The organism is Streptomyces sp. NPDC002788 (assembly GCF_053592115.1).
Window position 1 is genome coordinate 1 of sequence record NZ_JBSFVB010000013.1, and the last position, 18,642, is coordinate 18,642.

Annotated in this window: 16 protein-coding genes and 1 pseudogene; 6 read left to right on the plus strand and 11 right to left on the minus strand. The window is 71.8% G+C overall.

Translation table 11 applies throughout. The annotated features are described in order from the left end of the window. Positions 1-523: 523 nt before the first annotated feature. Positions 524-649 carry a hypothetical protein gene (locus ACWD1U_RS23550; protein ID WP_451110231.1) on the plus strand — a complete coding sequence of 42 codons (126 nt, stop codon included), beginning with the start codon at positions 524-526 and terminating at the stop codon, positions 647-649. Then, positions 625-1,005 (plus strand): annotated as a pseudogene (locus ACWD1U_RS23555) (tryptophan--tRNA ligase); the annotation flags it as partial. The gene ACWD1U_RS23550 and the pseudogene ACWD1U_RS23555, both read left to right, overlap by 25 nt. 47 nt (positions 1,006-1,052) lie before the next feature. Here ACWD1U_RS23555 and proC read toward each other — a convergent pair. From proC to ACWD1U_RS23580, 5 genes are all read right to left on the minus strand, one after another. Then, the gene (gene proC, locus ACWD1U_RS23560) at positions 1,053-1,865 is read right to left on the minus strand and encodes a pyrroline-5-carboxylate reductase (RefSeq protein ID WP_451110233.1); all 813 of its coding nucleotides are present in this window, start codon (positions 1,863-1,865) and stop codon (positions 1,053-1,055) included. A gap of 137 nt (positions 1,866-2,002) precedes the next feature. Continuing rightward, entirely contained in the window at positions 2,003-2,791 is a 789-nt protein-coding gene (locus ACWD1U_RS23565) for an ABC transporter permease (protein WP_451110235.1), read from the minus strand. Further along, the gene (locus ACWD1U_RS23570) at positions 2,788-3,603 is read right to left on the minus strand and encodes an ABC transporter ATP-binding protein (RefSeq protein WP_451110237.1); all 816 of its coding nucleotides are present in this window, start codon (positions 3,601-3,603) and stop codon (positions 2,788-2,790) included. The genes ACWD1U_RS23565 and ACWD1U_RS23570 overlap by 4 nt, the downstream gene beginning before the upstream one ends. A 63-nt stretch (positions 3,604-3,666) precedes the next feature. Further along, positions 3,667-4,491: a class I SAM-dependent methyltransferase gene (locus ACWD1U_RS23575; RefSeq protein WP_451110239.1), complete on the minus strand. Its 825-nt coding sequence runs from the start codon at positions 4,489-4,491 to the stop codon at positions 3,667-3,669. A 396-nt stretch (positions 4,492-4,887) separates the two neighbouring features. Further along, positions 4,888-5,211 (minus strand): SH3 domain-containing protein, encoded by a 324-nt coding sequence (locus ACWD1U_RS23580; RefSeq protein WP_451110241.1) that lies wholly within the window; start codon positions 5,209-5,211, stop codon positions 4,888-4,890. A 185-nt stretch (positions 5,212-5,396) separates the two neighbouring features. Here ACWD1U_RS23580 and ACWD1U_RS23585 point away from each other — a divergent pair, with 185 nt between their 5' ends. After that, the gene (locus ACWD1U_RS23585) at positions 5,397-7,505 is read left to right on the plus strand and encodes a serine/threonine-protein kinase (RefSeq protein ID WP_451110242.1); all 2,109 of its coding nucleotides are present in this window, start codon (positions 5,397-5,399) and stop codon (positions 7,503-7,505) included. A 63-nt stretch (positions 7,506-7,568) separates the two neighbouring features. On the opposite strand, the gene ilvD is transcribed toward ACWD1U_RS23585, so the two are convergent. The 4 genes from ilvD to ACWD1U_RS23605 form a co-directional block, all read right to left on the minus strand. Further along, positions 7,569-9,422 carry a dihydroxy-acid dehydratase gene (ilvD, locus tag ACWD1U_RS23590; protein ID WP_451110243.1) on the minus strand — a complete coding sequence of 618 codons (1,854 nt, stop codon included), beginning with the start codon at positions 9,420-9,422 and terminating at the stop codon, positions 7,569-7,571. A gap of 70 nt (positions 9,423-9,492) precedes the next feature. Further along, positions 9,493-10,194: a TetR/AcrR family transcriptional regulator gene (locus ACWD1U_RS23595; RefSeq protein WP_451110245.1), complete on the minus strand. Its 702-nt coding sequence runs from the start codon at positions 10,192-10,194 to the stop codon at positions 9,493-9,495. After that, on the minus strand, positions 10,191-11,015 hold the full coding sequence (locus ACWD1U_RS23600; RefSeq protein WP_451110247.1) for a sugar phosphate isomerase/epimerase family protein: 825 nt from the start codon (positions 11,013-11,015) through the stop codon (positions 10,191-10,193). Before ACWD1U_RS23600 ends, ACWD1U_RS23595 begins: the two co-directional genes overlap by 4 nt. Before the next feature lie 118 nt (positions 11,016-11,133). Further along, the gene (locus ACWD1U_RS23605) at positions 11,134-12,066 is read right to left on the minus strand and encodes a Ppx/GppA phosphatase family protein (protein WP_451110249.1); all 933 of its coding nucleotides are present in this window, start codon (positions 12,064-12,066) and stop codon (positions 11,134-11,136) included. A gap of 71 nt (positions 12,067-12,137) precedes the next feature. Here ACWD1U_RS23605 and ACWD1U_RS23610 point away from each other — a divergent pair, with 71 nt between their 5' ends. Then, positions 12,138-12,938 (plus strand): hypothetical protein, encoded by an 801-nt coding sequence (locus tag ACWD1U_RS23610; RefSeq protein WP_451110251.1) that lies wholly within the window; start codon positions 12,138-12,140, stop codon positions 12,936-12,938. A 173-nt stretch (positions 12,939-13,111) separates the two neighbouring features. Here the strand turns inward: ACWD1U_RS23610 and ACWD1U_RS23615 are convergent, their stop codons facing one another. Beyond that, the gene (locus ACWD1U_RS23615) at positions 13,112-14,815 is read right to left on the minus strand and encodes a BACON domain-containing protein (RefSeq protein ID WP_451110253.1); all 1,704 of its coding nucleotides are present in this window, start codon (positions 14,813-14,815) and stop codon (positions 13,112-13,114) included. 196 nt (positions 14,816-15,011) lie between these two features. Here ACWD1U_RS23615 and radA point away from each other — a divergent pair, with 196 nt between their 5' ends. Beyond that, entirely contained in the window at positions 15,012-16,421 is a 1,410-nt protein-coding gene (radA, locus tag ACWD1U_RS23620) for a DNA repair protein RadA (protein ID WP_451110255.1), read from the plus strand. Between the two features lie 80 nt (positions 16,422-16,501). Beyond that, positions 16,502-17,626: a DNA integrity scanning diadenylate cyclase DisA gene (gene disA / locus ACWD1U_RS23625; protein ID WP_451110257.1), complete on the plus strand. Its 1,125-nt coding sequence runs from the start codon at positions 16,502-16,504 to the stop codon at positions 17,624-17,626. 70 nt (positions 17,627-17,696) lie between these two features. Here the strand turns inward: disA and ACWD1U_RS23630 are convergent, their stop codons facing one another. Beyond that, the gene (locus ACWD1U_RS23630) at positions 17,697-18,557 is read right to left on the minus strand and encodes a hypothetical protein (protein ID WP_451110258.1); all 861 of its coding nucleotides are present in this window, start codon (positions 18,555-18,557) and stop codon (positions 17,697-17,699) included. Positions 18,558-18,642 lie beyond the last annotated feature (85 nt).

Here is an 18,642-nt window from a genome sequence, read left to right on the forward strand (position 1 = left end):
TTTCCCTTTCCGGCGGTTCTGACTCTATCAGATCCTTTCGGGCCCGATTCCCTGTCAGCAGGGTTTGCCTTCGCGGCTGTTGGGCCGTTCCGACGAGTGAGACTTTAGCGGATTCCCCGGCTCCCGAGCCAATCGGGGGCCGCGTCCTTTCGAACGGGGATTCCTCATTCCGCACATACGCATACCGATGAAACGACGACAGAGTCCTGCGCCGAGTATTGGTGGGTTCCTGCGGATTGGCTGCCCGGGGACCGACCGGGGTCGGCGCTCACGTCGGGCAACTCGGAGAACACTACGGATCGGGTGTGGGCGTGTCAACTCAAGGGCGGACGGCACTCCCGGGACGTACTCTGGGGGGCATGACGACGCGTACGTGTACCCAGTTCTGGTGGGCCGCCTGACGGCGGCCGTCCTCACGTATGCACTCAACGGCCGCCGCTTCGGCGGCCGTTCTTGTTTCTCCCTCCAGGACACCGAGGGTCGGCCGCCGGGGCGGTGGTCCCGACCGGAAGGTGGAGGAGAGATGACACGGGTCTTCAGCGGGGTCAAGCCGACGGGGCATCTGACGCTGGGGAACTACCTGGGAGCCGTGCGGCGGTGGGCTGACGTCGACCAGCACGAGGCCGACGCCTTGTCATGCGCGCCGTGACCGACAGCGGGCAGGAGGTCGTGTACGACCGGGAGGCCCGGCCGGGGCTCGCGAATCTGCTGGAGATTCTCGCGGCCTGCACCGGTGGGGAGCCCGAGGAGCTGAGTCGTGCGTACGCGTCGTACGGGGATCTGAAGAGGGACACGGCCGAGGCTGTGGTCGAGGTGCTCCGGCCTGTGCGGGAGAGGCACAAAAAGTTGTGTGCGGATCCCGGTTACGTGGAGGCGGTGCTGCGGGACGGGGCGGAGCGGGCCCGGGGGATGGCTCGGCCGACGGTGGACGGCGCGTATCGCGCGATCGGGTTGCTGCCGGCTGTGGAGGAGGCGGCCGATGCCGGGGCCGTGGTGACGGTGTGAGGTGACGGGCGGCGGTGGGGGCGGCTTCGGGCCGCCCCCACCGGTGGTCAGCTGTTGTTGCCGGAGGCCAGGGCGCGGCTGCGGTCGCGGGCGGCTTCGAGGGCGGCGATGAGGGCGGCCCGTACGCCGTGGTTCTCGAGCTCGCGGATCGCGTTGATCGTGGTGCCGGCGGGGGACGTGACGTTCTCGCGGAGCTTGACCGGGTGTTCGCCGCTGTCGCGGAGCATCGTCGCGGCGCCGATGGCGGACTGGACGATCAGGTCGTGGGCCTTGTCGCGGGGCAGGCCGAGGAGGATGCCGGCGTCGGTCATGGCTTCGACCAGGTAGAAGAAGTAGGCCGGTCCGGAGCCGGAGAGGGCGGTGCAGGCGTCCTGCTGTGACTCGGGGACGCGGAGCGTCTTGCCGACGGCGCCGAAGATCTCCTCGGTGTGGGCGAGGTGGTCGGCGGTGGCGTGGGTGCCGGCGGAGATGACGGACATCGCCTCGTCGACCAGGGCGGGTGTGTTCGTCATGACGCGGACGACCGGGGTGTCGGGCGCGAGGCGCTCCTCGAAGTACGCCGTGGGGATGCCGGCGGCTCCGCTGATGACCAGGCGGTCGGCGGGGACGTGCGGGGCGAGCTCGTCGAGGAGGGTGCCCATGTCCTGCGGCTTGACGGTGAGGATCAGGGTGTCGGCGGTCTTGGCGGCTTCGGGGTTGGTGACCGGGGTGACGCCGTAGCGGGTGCGGAGTTCCTCCGCCCGTTCCCGGCGGCGGGCGGTGACCAGGAGGTCTGCCGGGGTCCATCCGCCTCGGATCATTCCGCTGAGCAGCGCTTCGCCGATCTTGCCGGTGCCGAGGACTGCGACTTTCTGAGTCATGGCTTTCGGTGCCCTCCGGGGGTTGCGCGTCGTCCGGGTTCATCCTCGCACCCGGGGTGCCGGGGTGGGGCTCGTGTCCGGTGGGCGGGATGTGGGCCCGGGCTGGGGCCCCGCGCCGGGTCTTGCCGCGGCGTCGGCTACATCGTGCGGCGGCGCAGGGTGGCTGCTCCGAGCATCAGGACCAGGAGTGCGCAGCCGGCGACGATCAGTATGTCGCGGACGAACGTGGCGGTCATGTCCGTGTGGCGGAGGACCTCGTTCATGCCGTCGACGGCATAGGACATGGGCAGGACGTCGGAGACGGCCTCCAGGACCGGGTGCATGTTGTCGCGCGGGGTGAACAGGCCGCAGAGGAGGAGCTGGGGGAAGATCACCGCCGGCATGAACTGGACCGCCTGGAATTCGGAGGCCGCGAAGGCCGAGACGAAGAGGCCGAGGGCCGTGCCGAGGAGGGCGTCGAGCAGGGCCACCAGGAGGAGGAGCCAGGGGCTGCCGGTGACGTCGAGGCCGAGGAACCAGAGCGCGAGGCCCGTGGCCAGGGCGGACTGGACGATCGCCAGGGTGCCGAAGGCGAGGGCGTAGCCGGCGATCAGGTCGCCCTTACCGAGGGGCATGGCGAGGAGGCGTTCGAGGGTGCCCGAGGTGCGTTCGCGCAGGGTGGCGATGGACGTCACCAGGAACATCGTGATCAGCGGAAAGATGCCGAGGAGGGACGCGCCGATGCTGTCGAAGGTGCGCGGGCTGCCGTCGAAGACGTAGCGCAGCAGGAACAGCATCACGCAGGGGATGAGGATCAGCAGCGCGATGGTGCGGGGGTCGTGGGTGAGCTGGCGCAGGACCCGGGCCGCGGTGGCGGTGGTGCGGGAGACGTTCAGGGCCCTCGGTGGGGTGATCGACGTGGTCGGCCTGGTCACGGTGGTGGTCATCGGGTCGTCTCCTTCGTGCGGGCTGCCGCTTTCGCCTCGTCCACCAGGCGGAGGAAGGCCTCCTCGACGGTGTCGGCGCCGGTGCGGGTGCGCAGGGCGTCGGGAGTGTCGTCGGCGAGGAGTTCGCCCTCGCGCATGAGGAGGAGGCGGTGGCAGCGCTCGGCCTCGTCCATGACGTGGGAGGAGACCAGGAGGGTCACGCCGCGGCTCGTCGCGATGTCGTGGAAGAGGCCCCAGAGATCGCGGCGCAGGACGGGGTCGAGGCCGACGGTGGGTTCGTCGAGGACCAGGAGCTCCGGGGTGCCGAGGAGGGCCACGGCCAGGGAGACGCGGTTGCGCTGGCCGCCGGAGAGGTTGCCGGCCAGGGCGTCGGCGTGGGTGGTGAGGTCGACGTCGGCTATCGCGCGGGTGACGTTCTCGTGGCGGCGGTCGGCTGCGGGGCGGCCGGGGTCGAGTACCGCGGCGAAGTAGTCGAGGTTCTGGCGGACGGTCAGGTCGTCGTAGACGGAGGGGGCCTGGGTGACGTAGCCGATGCGGGTACGCAGGGTGGGGTGGCCGGCCGGGTGGCCGAGGACGTCGAGGGTGCCGGTGACCTTGGCCTGGGTGCCGACGATCGCGCGCATGAGCGTGGACTTGCCGCAGCCGGAGGGGCCGAGGAGGCCGGTGATCTGGCCGCGGGGAACGGTGAAGCCGAGGTCGTGGAGGACCGTGCGGGGGCCGCGGACGACGGTGAGGTGGTCGGCCTGGACGGCTGTGGGTTCCGGGGGTGGGGGTTGGTCGGGGCGTGGCGAGCCTGGAGCATTATTCATCATGTGATGAATAATGCTCCCGGTGGTGGGAGGCGTCAAGCGGCTGGGCGTCGAGCGGGTGCGGCGTCAGGCCGGGGCCTTGGCGAGCAGGAGGACGACCTCGTAGACCTCCTCCACGTAGCCGTCCGGGAAGACCTTGAGCAGGTGCTCGCGCTCCTGGGCCAGGAAGGACGCGGTGTGTGCCTGGTCGTGGACCAGGAAGACCGAGTGGCTGCCGATGTTCGCGAGGTGGGTGTCGACGGGGACGCGGCGGCTCCAGCGGACCGTGCGGCGGGTGAAGTCGACGCGGCCGGTGGGGTCGGCGGCGCGGGTGTCGACGTTCCGTTTCTCGGCGGCGACGTCGATGCCGAAGTGGCGGGCGGTGCGTTCGGCGGCCTCGGCGATCCAGGGGACGTCGAGGGCGTCGGTGTTCCACCACAGGGCGAGGGCGCCGCCGGGGCGCAGGACGCGGAGGGCCTCCGGGACGGAGCGGGCGGGGTCGGTCCAGTGCCAGGCCTGGGCGTAGGTGACGAGGTCGACGGAGGCGTCGGCGAGGGGAACGTCGTCGCCCGTACCTCGGATGACCGGGATGCCGGGGAGGGTGCGGCGGAACTGGGCCGCCATGCCGTCGCCGGGCTCCACGGCGATGACGTGCGCGCCCCTCGCGTGCAGGAGGGCGGTGGCTATGCCGGTGCCGGCGCCGATGTCTGCGACGCGGGTGCCTGCGAGGGGGTGGCCGGTCAGGGCTTCTACCGCGTCGAAGAGGCCTGCGGGGTAGGTGGGGCGGTTGGCCGCGTATTGGGCGGCGGCGGCGTTGAAGGAGTGGGCTCGGGTGGAGCGGGTGGGGGCGGTGGCGCGTTCTGTGGTGGGGCCGACTCCGGTGGGGTGGTGGGCGGAGGGAGATGTGGTCATACGGCCATGGTGGCCTGGGGTGAGGTGGGGGGCGGTGGATTTCGGTGAGAGGGCCGGGGTCGTAATGCAGCCGCGTCGTACCGAAGAAGCGGATGGGTTCGGGACGGGGGCCGAGGGTGTCGGCCGTGGAGCCCGCGGGGGGGGGGCGGCTGGGGTGCCGGCGTCTGGGCTCACGGATCGATCACGACCCCTGTGCGGCCGCGGGGCTCCGTGCAGGTTCAGCCGCAGCGGGGGCGACGTGGCCGTCGCTGCGCGTCTTCACGTAGGTGTCGGAGATGAACTGCCTGTCCGAGATGGCGCCCCGGATGTTCGACTGCCACAGGGGCCCGTCCGTGTAGTGCCCGGCGTCGTTCGATGCCGGCCCCCTTGACGGTGGGACGAGCCGGAGTGGTGCGGTCAGGAGCAGCGCGGACGGACGTAGCCGTCGCTGCCGGTGTTCACATAGGCGTCCGAGACGTACTCGCCGTCGTTGATGTTGTCCCAGATGTTCGACGTGCCGTAGGGGCCCGTCACCGTCGTGCCCGGCGACTGGCAGAAGATGGTGACCCTGGCTCCCTCGGGCAGGACGCGGACGACGGAGTAGCCGGTGCCGGGGCCACTGCGGACGTTGAGCCGGACGCCCGGAGCCACCGAGTACGAGCGCAGGGTCGACATCGCCGCCAGCGTGACGGCCTCCCCCTCGCCTCTGCCCTCGAGCTCCTCGACATGGTCGACAGACATGAAAACCTCCCCCGTTGAGCCCCATGACTGCCATGGGGTCCCGTTGATTCCCCCGAATCACATCATGAAACACAGGTACGCCTCTCGTGCGTACACGGGAGCAGGAGAGCCGTCTCTGTCGCGTACGAGTCATCGACTAGAGTCCGTGCGTCGCGCGCGCGGACGAACAGCACGGGGGTGGTTCCATGGCGCCACAGCGAAACGCCGGGGCGGGAGCGGAAGCGGAACTTCCCGAATACGCCGGTCACTACCGCCTGGAATCCTGTCTGGGCTCGGGCGGCATGGGTGTCGTGCATCTGGCCCGGAGCACCTCCGGGATGAAGCTCGCGGTGAAGGTAGTGCACGCCCGGCTTGCCGAGGACCCCGAGTTCAGGGGGCGTTTTCGGCAGGAGGTGGCGGCGGCGCGCAGGGTGAGCGGTGCGTTCACCGCACCCGTCGTCGACGCCGACCCGGACAGCGAACGGCCGTGGATGGCCACGCTGTTCATCCCGGGACCGACCCTGGCCGAGCAGGTGAAGCGGAACGGGCCCATGGAACCGGCCCAGGTGCGGCGCCTGATGGCCGGGCTGGCCGAGGCACTGCGCGACATCCATCGAGCCGGGGTCGTTCACCGGGATCTGAAACCGAGCAACGTCCTGCTCGCCGATGACGGGCCGAAGGTCATCGACTTCGGTATCTCCCGACCGCTGGACAGCGAACTGCGGACCGAGACCGGAAAGTTGATCGGTACGCCGCCCTTCATGGCGCCCGAGCAGTTCCGGCGCCCGCGCGAGGTGGGTCCGGCCGCGGATGTCTTCGCGCTGGGGTCGGTGATGGTGCACGCGGCCACGGGACAGGGGCCGTTCGACTCCGACAGCCCTTACATCGTCGCCTACCAAGTGGTGCATGACGAGCCCGACCTGACCGGCGTTCCGGACGAGATCGCGCCCCTGGTGCTGCGGTGCCTCGCCAAGGAGCCGGAGGAACGGCCGACGCCGGATGAGTTGATGCGGGAGCTGCGGTCGGTCGCCGCCTCGTACGACACCCAGACGTTCATACCGGCACCGCGAACAGGGGACATTCCGGGGCCGCAGCCCTCCGCCGAGGACCCCGGCCGTGAGGCGGAACCCGATCGCAGGCGCGGAAGGCGCCTCGGCAGACGAGCGGCCCTCGGAGCCGGGGCGGTCGGCCTGGCCGTCGTCGGTGTTCTGGTCTCGCTCCCGTTGCTCGACGGTGACGGCTCGGCTCCGCAGAACGCCACTCCGCGCACCACGTCCGCCGCGTTCAGCGGGTGGGAGACGACACCGGCGTCCAAGGAGAGCGCGCCCCAGTGCTCCTACGGGGCCGACCGGTTGCTCTGTGCCGTGTCCGGGCTGGTCTTCGCCCTGGATCCGTCCGACGGGCGCCTGGTGTGGCGGCATCCCGTCAGCGCCGGGCCCCGGGGGGAACCGCCGGTGCTGTCGGGTGGACTCGTACAGCCCCCGGCCGGTCAGGAGCGTCGCCTGGAGGCGCTCGAACCGGCCTCGGGGAAGGCCCGTTGGCAGCGGGACATGCCCGCCCACTCCGGCCTGGCCTCCGCGGGCGGCATGCTCCTGCTCACAGGTGCCGACGGGACGGTCACCGGCCTGGACGGTGCCTCCGGTGACCCGCGGTGGAGCCACCGGATCCCAGGCCACGAGGTGCCGTACTTCGTCACGTTCACCGGTGACCCGCTGGCCTACGCCACGAACGCCTCGGGCGACGGGTCGAGCACCCGGGTCACCGCGGTGGATCCGGAGACGGGCGACGTGCGGTGGGACGCCCGGCTGGACGGGTCGCTGAAGCCCTTCGGCACGGTGGGCGGATCGGTGGTGTTCCTGTCCGTCGACACGGTGTACGCAGAGGCGCGGGCCGTGGTGCGCTACACCCCGGACACCGGAGCGACACACCGCGTGCCCCTCGCTGTCCCGCTCCAGCAGGCCCATGGGGCCGTGCGCGGGAACCTGGCCCACCTGATGGGTACCGGGGGTTCGCTGGTCGCCGTCGATCTCGAGGCGAAGAGGCAGCTCTGGAGTCTGGAGACGGGAATCGTCCGGGGCTCCACGCCGGTCGCCGACGACCGGCATGTGTATGTCACCGCTCCGGACGGGCGGCTGCTCGCCGTCGACGCGCGACGCGGCAAGCTCGTCGGGCAGACGGCTCCTCGGCCGGGGACTCGGCCGGACCGGGTTCCGGGGGCGCTTCCCGAGCCCGTGCTGGTGGGTGATCGGGTCTGTGCCAGTGCGCCGGACGGCTCCGTCTTCGCCGTGAACAGGCGCGATCCGGCGGCCTGGTAGGGCCGGAACAGCACGAAAGCCGCCCCCCGGCAGCGGGGAAGCGGCCCTCAGCGGCTGAGAGGCTCAGCCCAGCTTCGACACGTCCCGCACGGCGCCCTTGTCCGCGCTGGTCGCCATCGCGGCGTAGGCGCGCAGGGCCGCGGACACCTTGCGGTCGCGGTTCTTCGGGGCGTACACGCCGTTCAGAGCCTGCTCGCGGCGGGCCAGCTCGGCGTCGTCGACCAGCAGGTCGATCGAGCGGTTCGGGATGTCGATGCGGATGCGGTCGCCGTCCTCGACCAGGGCGATCGTGCCGCCCGCGGCCGCCTCGGGCGAGGCGTGGCCGATGGAGAGGCCGGAGGTGCCGCCGGAGAAACGGCCGTCCGTGACCAGCGCGCAGGTCTTCCCCAGGCCGCGGCCCTTCAGGTACGAGGTCGGGTAGAGCATCTCCTGCATGCCGGGGCCGCCCTTGGGGCCCTCGTAGCGGATGACGACGACGTCGCCGTCCTTGACCTGCTGGGTGAGGATCTTCTGGACGGCCTCCTCCTGCGACTCGCAGACGACCGCCGGGCCCTCGAAGGTCCAGACGGACTCGTCGACGCCGGCCGTCTTCACGACGCAGCCGTCCACGGCCAGGTTTCCCTTGAGGACCGCGAGGCCGCCGTCCTTGGAGTAGGCGTGCTCGGCGGAGCGGATGCAGCCGCCCTCGGCGTCCTCGTCCAGGGCCTCCCAGCGCTCGGACTGGGAGAAGGCCTCGGCGGAGCGGACGCAGCCGGGAGCCGCGTGCCACAGCTCGACGGCCTCGGCGGACGGGGAGCCGCCGCGCACGTCCCAGGTCTTCAGCCAGTCGGCCAGGGACGGGCTGTGGACCGCGTGCACGTCCTCGTTGAGCAGGCCCGCGCGGTGCAGTTCGCCGAGCAGGGCCGGGATGCCGCCGGCGCGGTGCACGTCCTCCATGTAGTACGTGCGGTCCTTGGCGACGTTCGGCGCGACCTTGGCCAGGCAGGGCACGCGGCGGGAGACCTCGTTGATCTCCTCCAGGCCGAACGGGACACCGGCCTCCTGGGCCGCGGCCAGCAGGTGCAGGATCGTGTTGGTGGAGCCGCCCATGGCGATGTCGAGCGCCATGGCGTTCTCGAAGGCCGCGAAGGACGCCACGCTGCGGGGCAGGACCGTCTCGTCGTCCTGCTCGTAGTAGCGGCGGGTGATGTCCATGACCGTCTTGGCCGCGTTGACGTACAGCTGTTTGCGGGCCGTGTGCGTGGCGAGGACCGAGCCGTTGCCGGGCAGGGACAGGCCGATGGCCTCGGTCAGGCAGTTCATCGAGTTGGCGGTGAACATGCCAGAACAGGAGCCGCAGGTCGGGCAGGCGTTCTCCTCGATGCGGAGGATGTCCTCGTCCGAGATCTTGTCGTTCACGGCGTCGGAGATCGCGTCGACCAGGTCGAGCGTGCGGACCGTGCCGTCGACGAGGGTGGCGCGGCCGGACTCCATCGGGCCGCCGGAGACGAAGACCGTCGGGATGTTCAGGCGCAGGGCCGCGTTGAGCATGCCCGGGGTGATCTTGTCGCAGTTGGAGATGCAGATCAGGGCGTCGGCGCAGTGGGCCTCGACCATGTACTCCACGCTGTCCGCGATCAGGTCGCGGGAGGGCAGGGAGTAGAGCATGCCGCCATGGCCCATGGCGATGCCGTCGTCCACGGCGATCGTGTTGAACTCGCGCGGGATGCCGCCGGCCGCGATCACGGCCTCGCTGACGATCCGGCCGACCGGCGCCAGGTGCGTGTGGCCGGGCACGAACTCGGTGAAGCTGTTGGCGACCGCGATGATCGGCTTGCGGCCGATGTCCGCACCCGGTACACCGGAGGCCCGCATAAGGGCGCGGGCGCCCGCCATGTTGCGGCCGTGGGTGACTGTGCGGGACCTCAGCTCGGGCATCGTCGCTCGCTCCTTCAAAGACGGCGTCAGAGGATTCGGAGATTTCTGACTGCTACTGAGCGTACGCCGGTCATCCAGAGGGCGGGACGGAGTGTCCGGAATGCGGGACGCCTGTCTCGGTCGACGGCCCACTCAGGGCTTGTGGATCGGTCAGGTGTCCCTGCACGACCGGTGCCAGGCGCGCGATGATCTGTTCCGGGTCCGCCGAGGCCAGTGGCTCCACCTTGATGACGTACCGCAGGACGGCCGTGCCCACGAGCTGGGCGGCGGCCAGCTCGGCGCGCAGCTCGGCGTCCGGCAGCTCCAGTCGTACGGCGATGCGGCGCAGCACCTGGGTGGCGATGATCCGGCGGAAGACGGTCGCCGCGGTGTCGTTGGTGACGGCGGAGCGGACGATGGCGAGCAGGGGCGCGCGGGTCGCCGGGTTCTCCCAGACGCCGAAGAAGAAGCGGGCCAGGCGCTCCCCCACGCCGTCGAGCGGTCCCTCCTCGATGGCCTTCGGGGCCTGCAGGGCCGGCCCGAAGGACTGGGTGATCGCCGCCTCGAACACCTGCTCCTTGGTGCCGAAGTAGTGGTGCACGAGCGCAGAGTCGACCCCGGCCGCCTTGGCGATGCCGCGTACGGACGTCTTCTCGTAGCCGCGCTCGGAGAACTCGTCGCGGGCGACGGTCAGGATGCGGTCCCGGGTGCCGGCGGACTCGGTGCGCGGGGGACGACCGCGGCGGCGGGCGGTGGTCCCGGCGCCACTGCCGGGCGGGGGCGAGTCGCTCATCGCCGCGGCACCCGCGCCGCCGACGCCAGGTGGAGACGGGTGAAGGCCAGTGCCTCCGCAAGGTCGGCCTCGCGCTCCGCGCTCGACATGGCGCGGCGGGTGTTGACCTCGATGACGACGTGCCCGTCGAAGCCGGTCAGGGCGAGCCGCTCCAGCACCTCGGCGCAGGGCTGGGTGCCGCGGCCGGGCACCAGATGCTCGTCCTTGGCGGAGCCCCTGCCGTCGGCGAGGTGGACGTGGCCGAGGCGGTCCCCCATGCGGTCGACCATGTCCAGGGCGTCGGTGCGGGCCGTCGCGGTGTGGCTGAGGTCGATCGTGAAGTGACGGTAGTCGTCCCTCGTGACGTCCCAGTCGGGGGCGTACGCCAGCATCTCGCGGTCGCGGTAGCGCCAGGGGTACATGTTCTCGACGGCGAACCGTACGTCCGTCTCGTTGGCCATGCGCCAGATGCCGGTCACGAAGTCCCGGGCGTACTGGCGCTGCCAGCGGAAGGGCGGGTGGACGACGACCGTGCTCGCGTCGAGCTTCTCGGCCGCCGCGCGGGCCCGCTGGAGCTTGGTCCAGGGGTCGGTGGACCAGACGCGCTGCGTGATGAGCAGGCAGGGGGCGTGCACGGCCAGGATCGGGATCCGGTGGTAGTCGCTGAGTCTGCGCAGGGCCTCGATGTCCTGGCTGACGGGGTCGGTCCAGACCATGACCTCGACTCCGTCGTAGCCGAGGCGCGCGGCGATCTCGAAGGCCGTGGCCGTCGACTCCGGGTAGACCGAGGCCGTCGAGAGGGCGACCTTCGCGTCCGGGATCTTTACGGCTGGCTCTGCCATGCAGGACAGATTACGGGGTGTGGTGGGGAGAAAGTGGAGGGCCTCTTCGCCGTTGTGGTGAGTACCACGTGGCGGATGCGGCCTCACCGTGACGCGCCGTGCCCCTCGGGGAAGATCGCTACGCGGACTCCATGTGATCCAGCCGGCGCAGGATCACGCCCTCCCGCAACGCCCACGGGCAGATGTCCACACGCTCCACGCGGAACAGGTCCAGCGCCGCCTCGGCCACCAGGGCGCCCGCCAGCAACTGGCCGGCTCTGCCCTCCGAGACTCCGGGCAGCTCGGCTCGCTCCGCCTCCGTCATGGCGGCCAGCCTCGGGACCCAGCCCTCCAGGGACTCCCGCTTGAGTTCGCGCTGGACGTACAGGCCCTCGGCGGAGCGGGCGGCGCCGGCGATGCGGGCCAGCTGCTTGAAGGTCTTGGACGTGGCGACGACATGGTCGGGGGCGCCGAGGCGGCTGAACTCGCCGACCGTGCGGGCGATCTCGGTGCGGACGTGACGGCGCAGGGCCCGGACGTCGTCGGGGGCGGGCGGGTCACCGGGCAGCCAGCCGGCGGTGAGGCGGCCGGCGCCCAGCGGCAGCGAGGCGGCCGCGTCGGGCTCCTCGTCCATGCCGTAGGCGATCTCCAGGGAACCGCCGCCGATGTCCAGGACCAGCAGCTTTCCGGCCGACCAGCCGAACCAGCGGCGGGCGGCGAGGAAGGTGAGCCGGGCCTCCTCCTCGCCGGTGAGGACCTGGAGCTCGACGCCGGTCTCGGTGCGCACACGCGCGAGGACGTCGTCGGCGTTGCGTGCCTCGCGTACGGCGGAGGTGGCGAACGGCAGCAGGTCCTCGACACCCTTGTCCTCGGCGGCCTGGAGCGCCTCCCGGATGACCGAGACCAGCCGGTCGACTCCCTGGGGGCCGATCGCGCCGTCGTCGTCGAGGAGCTGGGCGAGGCGCAGTTCCGCCTTGTGCGAGTGCGCGGGCAGCGGGCACGCGCCGGGGTGCGCGTCCACCACGAGCAGATGCACCGTGTTCGAACCCACGTCGAGGACACCGAGTCTCATGTACGGCACGCTACTGCCCGCCGGGGCGTCCGCCGTCCTCGGTGGGGGTATCCGGCCCGTACCCTGGACTCGTGCCAAAGACGAAAAAGGCCAAGCGCGACAAATCACCTGGCGTCGCTGAACCCGACGAGAAGGGCCTCGACTTCGCCCGCGCGTGGGTGGAGTTTCCTGATCCGGCGGACGACGAGCAGGTCTTCCGCTGCGATCTGACATGGCTGACCTCTCGCTGGAACTGCATCTTCGGCAGCGGCTGCCAGGGCATCCAGGCGGGCCGCGCGGATGACGGGTGCTGCACGTTGGGTGCCCACTTCTCGGACGAGGACGACGAGAAGCGCGTCGCCGGGCATGTGGCCAGGCTCACGCCGGACATCTGGCAGCACCACGCCGAGGGCACGCGGAACGGCTGGGTCTCCGAGGACGAGGACGGCGACCGGCAGACCCGTCCCTTCCAGGGCTCCTGCGTCTTCCAGAACCGGCCCGGCTTCCCGGGCGGCGCGGGCTGCTCGCTGCACATCCTCGCCCTGAAGGAGGGCCGCGAGCCGCTGGAGACCAAGCCGGACGTGTGCTGGCAGCTGCCGGTACGCCGGACGTACGAGTGGATCGACCGGCCCGACGACACGCGTGTGCTCCAGGTGTCGATCGGTGAGTACGACCGCCGCGGCTGGGGACCGGGCGGGCACGACCTGCACTGGTGGTGCACCTCGGCGACCTCGGCGCACGGCGCGGGCGAGCCCGTCTACGTCTCCTACCGGCCCGAGCTGATCGAGCTGATGGGCAAGGCCGGCTACGACCGGCTGGTCGAGCTGTGCGAGGAGCGGCTGGCCTCGCAGCTGCCGTTGCTGGCGCCTCATCCTGCGGATCCGGTGTCCTGACGACCGGCTGGTGCCGCGGCAGGCAACGTCAGCCCCGTCGCGACGCCCGGCACGCCCTCTCGCCGCACCGGCCGAAATCCCGAGTACATCCAGTACGAGGGCTTCCGGCCGGCACGCCGAGAGCACGCACCGGACGCCGCTCCTCAACGGGGCAAACGTTGCCTGCCGAGGCACTAGGACGTGGCCGGGCTCGGGTCACCGCTGTCCGAGGGCGGCGTCGAGCTCGCCGGGTCGGTCGGGGCCGGGTCCGTCGGCGTGGGCGTGGGGTCCGGGTCGGGTGACGGGGGCGGGGTGGTCGGCGTCGGGTCCGGGGCCGGGGCGGAGGTCGTGGGCGTCGGGTCGGGACGGGTCGGGGGCGGGTCGCCCGGGCCGCCGGGGCGGGGGCCGGGGGTGGGCGCGGTGCCGTAGCCCTTGATGTGGACGACGGCGCCGACCGGTGCGACCGCCACCTGCGCGTGCCAGGGGCCGGCGGGCTCCCGCAGGTGGTCGACGTACACCTTGATCGTCAATGACTCGCCGGGCAGGAGCGTTCCCGAGGACTGGCTGAGGTAGAGCCAGTCGGCTCCGGTGGAGGCGGACCAGCGGACCGGGGCCGAGCCCGTGGCGGTCAGGGTGACGAGGGTGGTGTCGCCGCTGTTGTCGGCCGTGACTTCCAGGGCGGCCGCGCGGCCGGCGCCGGCGACGCCGATCACCTCGACGGAGACGTCGGCCTTGCCGTCCTTGCCGAAGCGGGGGCCCGGGCGGGTGCTCGCGTTGCCGGTGTTCTGGTAGCCGCCGCCCGCCATCTCGCCGTCCAGGGCGAACGGGGCGTCCGCCTCGCGTGCGGAGACGGATCGGCCGTCGTGACCCTCGCCGACCGGGGTGCCTCGGTAGGCGGCCCACAGGGCGAGCACGGGTGCGGCCACGACGGTGGCGACGACGGTCGTGGTGACGGCACGCGCGCGAAGACGGTCCCTTCGGGCGGCGTGGTCCTTGGGGTCCATCGGGAAGCCGCGCCGGTCGAACCGGGGTGCGGCGCCCCGCGCGCGCGGGTGGCGGGCCATGGCGACGTGCAGGGCCGCCCGGGGCGCCGGCAGGACGGGCAGTTCGGCGGGCGTGACACTGGTGCCGGGCCAACGGCCGGGGATGGCGCGCTCGGCGGCGCGGCGGCAGCGCGGGCAGTCGTCGACGTGTCTGACGAGTTCGCGGCGCAGGGCCGTGCCGAGCACGAGCCGGTCGTCGCCGACGAGGTGGGCGACGCTCGGACACGCCCCGGTCTCGACGACGGCGAGGGCCGCACGCGTGCGTTCCACTTCGCAGGCGGCGGAGGCGAGCAGATCGCGGGCGGCGGCCACGTCCATGCCGAGTACGGCGGCGACCTCGCGGGCGGCGAGGTGGTGGCGCACGGCCAGTTCGAGCGCCTCCCGCTGCTCCGGGGTGGTGCCGGCGGCCTCCGGCCAGGCCAGCAGGGCCAGTTCGTCGCGGCGCCGCTCCTGGACCTCCTCGGAGGGGGCCGGGGCGGACGGACGGTCGGCGTGCTGCCGGTCGGAACGGCCCGCCGCGTGGCTGCTCTGACGTTTCTGCTTGGCCTCGGCCAGCTTGCGCAGGCACGCCCAGCGGGCCAGCGCGTACATCCAGGCCCTGCGGTCCGCGGGCGCCTCGGGGACGTGCCGGCCGCGGCGTTCGGCGAGCGCGAGGACCTCGCCCAGGGCGGCGGTCGCGGCGTCGTGGTCGCACAGCACGGACAGGCAGTAGGTGAACAGGCCGTCCAGGTAGGGCTCGTAGCGCGCGGGCGGCCGCTGCGCCAGCGTGCGCGCCGCCCCGCGGTCACGCGTTTCCCGGTGCGCCCGGTGCGCGCCGGCCGTGCGGGTCGAGATCTCCGGAGTACCGCTCATCATTCGGCGACCGTAGGGTGCCGGGAGTGGCACCTTCAGGCGGCTTGAGCACATTTAATCCATACGGGTGAAACGATCCCTCAATCGGGGACGGGAACCACTGGCTCCGCCGCTGGCGGGGGGTGGCGGTGCCCTGGCGCGCAGAGGGCCGCCTGCGGCCGGTCCCGCGTTGTCAGTGGCGGCGGCTACGGTTTCGTCCATGGCTGCCCGTACGAAATCCACCAAGGACCGCCCGTCCTACCGCTGCACGGAGTGCGGCTGGCAGACGGCGAAGTGGCTCGGCCGCTGCCCCGAGTGCCAGGCCTGGGGGACGGTCGAGGAGTACGGCGCGCCCGCGGTCCGTACGACGACACCCGGGCGGGTCACGACCTCCGCCCTGCCCATCGGCCAGGTGGACGGCCGCCAGGCCGCCGCCCGCTCCACCGGCGTGCCCGAGCTGGACCGCGTGCTCGGCGGCGGGCTGGTCCCCGGTGCCGTGGTCCTGGTCGCGGGCGAGCCGGGCGTCGGCAAGTCGACGCTCCTGCTGGACGTGGCGGCCAAGTCGGCGAGCGACGAGCACCGCACGCTGTACGTCACGGGCGAGGAGTCGGCGAGCCAGGTCCGGCTGCGCGCCGACCGCATCCACGCCATCGACGACCACCTGTACCTGGCGGCCGAGACGGATCTGGCGGCGGTGCTGGGCCACTTGGACGCGGTTAAGCCGTCGCTGCTGATCCTGGACTCGGTCCAGACGGTCGCCTCCCCGGAGATCGACGGCGCGCCGGGCGGCATGGCCCAGGTGCGCGAGGTCGCAGGCGCCCTGATCCGGGCCTCCAAGGAACGCGGCATGTCCACGCTGCTGGTGGGCCATGTCACCAAGGACGGCGCGATCGCGGGCCCGCGCCTGCTGGAGCACCTGGTGGACGTCGTCCTGAGCTTCGAGGGCGACCGGCATGCGCGCCTGCGGCTCGTACGAGGCGTCAAGAACCGCTACGGGACGACCGACGAGGTCGGCTGCTTCGAGCTGCACGACGAGGGCATCACGGGCCTCGCGGACCCGAGCGGACTTTTCCTGACACGTCGGGCCGAACCGGTCCCGGGCACCTGCCTGACCGTCACCCTGGAGGGCCGCCGCCCCCTGGTCGCCGAGGTCCAGGCGCTCACGGTGGACTCGCAGATCCCCTCCCCCCGCCGCACCACCTCGGGTCTGGAGACCTCCCGCGTCTCGATGATGCTGGCGGTGCTGGAACAGCGCGGACGGATCAGCGCCTTGGGCAAAAGGGACATCTACTCCGCGACGGTCGGCGGGGTGAAGCTCTCGGAGCCCGCCGCCGACCTGGCCGTCGCCCTCGCCCTGGCCAGCGCGGCGAGTGACACACCTCTCCCCAAGAACCTCGTCGCCATCGGCGAAGTGGGCCTCGCCGGCGAGGTGAGACGGGTCACGGGCGTGCAGCGCAGGCTGGCCGAAGCCCACCGTCTGGGCTTCACGCACGCGCTCGTACCGGGCGACCCCGGCAAGATCCCCTCGGGCATGAAGGTCCTGGAAGTCGCGGACATAGGGGACGCCCTGCGGGTCCTTCCCCGCTCCCGTCGCAGGGAGGCCCCACGGGACGACGAGGGTCGCCGGTAGACTTTGCCCTGGTCTCGCCCGTCCGTGCGAACCGAGCGCGCGACACGGGGGCGCCCAGAACCTGCGACCGGAGGAGTGCAGTGGCAGCCAACGACCGGGCATCAGCTCCCGGAAAGTCCGGCGGGAGTGCCGGTACCGATGGCCTGATGCGCGCCTCTTTGAGCGCCGTGGCACCCGGCACCGCCCTGCGTGACGGCCTGGAGCGGGTGCTCCGCGGCAACACCGGCGGACTCATCGTGCTGGGCTCCGACAAGACGGTCGAGGCACTGTGCAGCGGCGGTTTCGTGCTGGATGTCGAGTTCACCGCGACCCGCCTGCGCGAGCTGTGCAAGCTCGACGGCGGCATCGTGCTGTCCTCGGACCTGTCGAAGATCCTGCGCGCGGGCGTGCAGCTGGTCCCGGACCCGACGATCCCCACGGAGGAGACGGGCACCCGGCACCGCACCGCGGACCGCGTCAGCAAGCAGGTCGGCTTCCCGGTCGTCTCGGTCTCCCAGTCGATGCGGCTGATCGCCCTGTACGTCGACGGCCAGCGCCGCGTCCTGGAGGACTCGGCGGCGATCCTGTCCCGCGCCAACCAGGCCCTCGCGACCCTGGAGCGCTACAAGCTCCGCCTCGACGAGGTCGCGGGGACGCTGTCGGCGCTGGAGATCGAGGACCTGGTGACCGTCCGGGACGTCTCGGCGGTCGCCCAGCGGCTGGAGATGGTGCGCCGCATCGCCACGGAGATCGCCGAGTACGTGGTGGAGCTGGGCACGGACGGCCGGCTGCTGGCGCTCCAGCTGGACGAGCTGATCGCCGGCGTGGAGCCCGAGCGTGAGCTGGTCGTACGGGACTACGTCCCCGAGCCCACGGCCAAGCGCTCCCGCACGGTCGACGAGGCGCTGTCCGAACTCGACGCCCTGACCCACGCGGAGCTGCTGGAACTGCCCACGGTGGCGCGGGCATTGGGTTACACGGGCTCGCCCGAGACGCTGGACTCGGCGGTGTCCCCGCGTGGTTTCCGCCTCCTGGCCAAGGTGCCGCGGCTGCCCGGCGCGATCATCGACCGCCTGGTGGAGCACTTCGGCGGTCTGCAGAAGCTGCTCGCCGCGAGCGTCGACGACCTCCAGACGGTGGACGGCGTGGGCGAGGCCCGGGCGCGCAGCGTGCGGGAGGGGCTGTCGCGACTGGCGGAGTCCTCGATCCTGGAGCGGTACGTCTAGGGCCTGTCGACACGGGCGAGGGCGGTCCCCGGCAAGGGGCACCGCCCTCCGGCGTCTTTGCCGCCTGCCTCTAGTCGGCCGACAGCACGAACGACGTCTGCACCTTCGCATAGCCCGGAGCCTTGGCTTCCACCAGGTACGTGCCCGGCTTGGCCGAGCCGGCCGGCGGCGTGGCGCACTCGGGGGCGCTCGGCTTGCGGTTCCACGTCACGGTGTAGGTGATGCCGCTGCCCGCGGGGACCCGGTACAGCTGATGGGCGGCTGCCTTCGGGCAGTCCTCGGAGGACCAGTAGTCCTCGTCGCTGCTCGCCTGGGTGATCGTGAACACCGCGTTCTTCGGCCCGAGATCGACCTTGCAGTCGCTGCCGGAGACGTTCCGCGCGGTGAGCAGGAACGTGGGCGTCTGCTCGGGGTCGTAGGTGTTGTGCCGGCTGCGCAGGCTGAACTTGACCGCTTCCGCAGTGCAGTTGGGCAGGGTGGAACCGGCCGGCAGGGTGTCACCCACGCCGACGCCGCCCGCCGCGGCACCGCTCCCGGAACCGTCGGCGCCGCCCGACCCCTCGGAGCCGCCGGAGCCGGACCCGCCGCCGGAGCCCGTGCCGGAACCGTCCCCGGATCCGTCAGCCGATCCGTCACCGGAGCCGTCACCGGACCCGGACGACGAGCCGCCGGAGCCCGCACCGCCCGAATCGTCGCGACCGCCGGGCGCTTGGCTGATGGCCGGGCCCGAACTCGACGGGCCGGGCGTGATGGAGGGCGCGGGATTCTTGCCGTTGGCGCCGTTGTCGCCGTCCTTGCCGCCCCCGCCGCCCATGGTCACGATCCAGGTGATCAGCAATGCCAACAGGGCGACCACGGACACCAGTACGACCCTCCGACGCCAGTAGATGGAGGAGGGAAGCGGCCCGACCGGATTGCGCAGAGATCCCACGGCGCAAACCTTACGAGAGATCAGCGCGTTCGCCTGTCCCACCCGCCGCTGAGAGCCACAACTTTTCAGGATCATCATCCCGGAG

Excerpts from the sequence above, each read along its gene's own strand:
- ACWD1U_RS23550 (WP_451110231.1), top strand. The coding sequence starts at position 524 with ATGACACGGGTCTTCAGCGGGGTCAAGCCGACGGGGCATCTGACGCTG.
- proC (WP_451110233.1), bottom strand. The coding sequence starts at position 1,865 with ATGACTCAGAAAGTCGCAGTCCTCGGCACCGGCAAGATCGGCGAAGCG.
- ACWD1U_RS23565 (WP_451110235.1), bottom strand. The coding sequence starts at position 2,791 with ATGACCACCACCGTGACCAGGCCGACCACGTCGATCACCCCACCGAGG.
- ACWD1U_RS23570 (WP_451110237.1), bottom strand. The coding sequence starts at position 3,603 with ATGATGAATAATGCTCCAGGCTCGCCACGCCCCGACCAACCCCCACCC.
- ACWD1U_RS23575 (WP_451110239.1), bottom strand. The coding sequence starts at position 4,491 with ATGACCACATCTCCCTCCGCCCACCACCCCACCGGAGTCGGCCCCACC.
- ACWD1U_RS23580 (WP_451110241.1), bottom strand. The coding sequence starts at position 5,211 with ATGTCTGTCGACCATGTCGAGGAGCTCGAGGGCAGAGGCGAGGGGGAG.
- ACWD1U_RS23585 (WP_451110242.1), top strand. The coding sequence starts at position 5,397 with ATGGCGCCACAGCGAAACGCCGGGGCGGGAGCGGAAGCGGAACTTCCC.
- ilvD (WP_451110243.1), bottom strand. The coding sequence starts at position 9,422 with ATGCCCGAGCTGAGGTCCCGCACAGTCACCCACGGCCGCAACATGGCG.
- ACWD1U_RS23595 (WP_451110245.1), bottom strand. The coding sequence starts at position 10,194 with ATGAGCGACTCGCCCCCGCCCGGCAGTGGCGCCGGGACCACCGCCCGC.
- ACWD1U_RS23600 (WP_451110247.1), bottom strand. The coding sequence starts at position 11,015 with ATGGCAGAGCCAGCCGTAAAGATCCCGGACGCGAAGGTCGCCCTCTCG.
- ACWD1U_RS23605 (WP_451110249.1), bottom strand. The coding sequence starts at position 12,066 with ATGAGACTCGGTGTCCTCGACGTGGGTTCGAACACGGTGCATCTGCTC.
- ACWD1U_RS23615 (WP_451110253.1), bottom strand. The coding sequence starts at position 14,815 with ATGATGAGCGGTACTCCGGAGATCTCGACCCGCACGGCCGGCGCGCAC.
- radA (WP_451110255.1), top strand. The coding sequence starts at position 15,012 with ATGGCTGCCCGTACGAAATCCACCAAGGACCGCCCGTCCTACCGCTGC.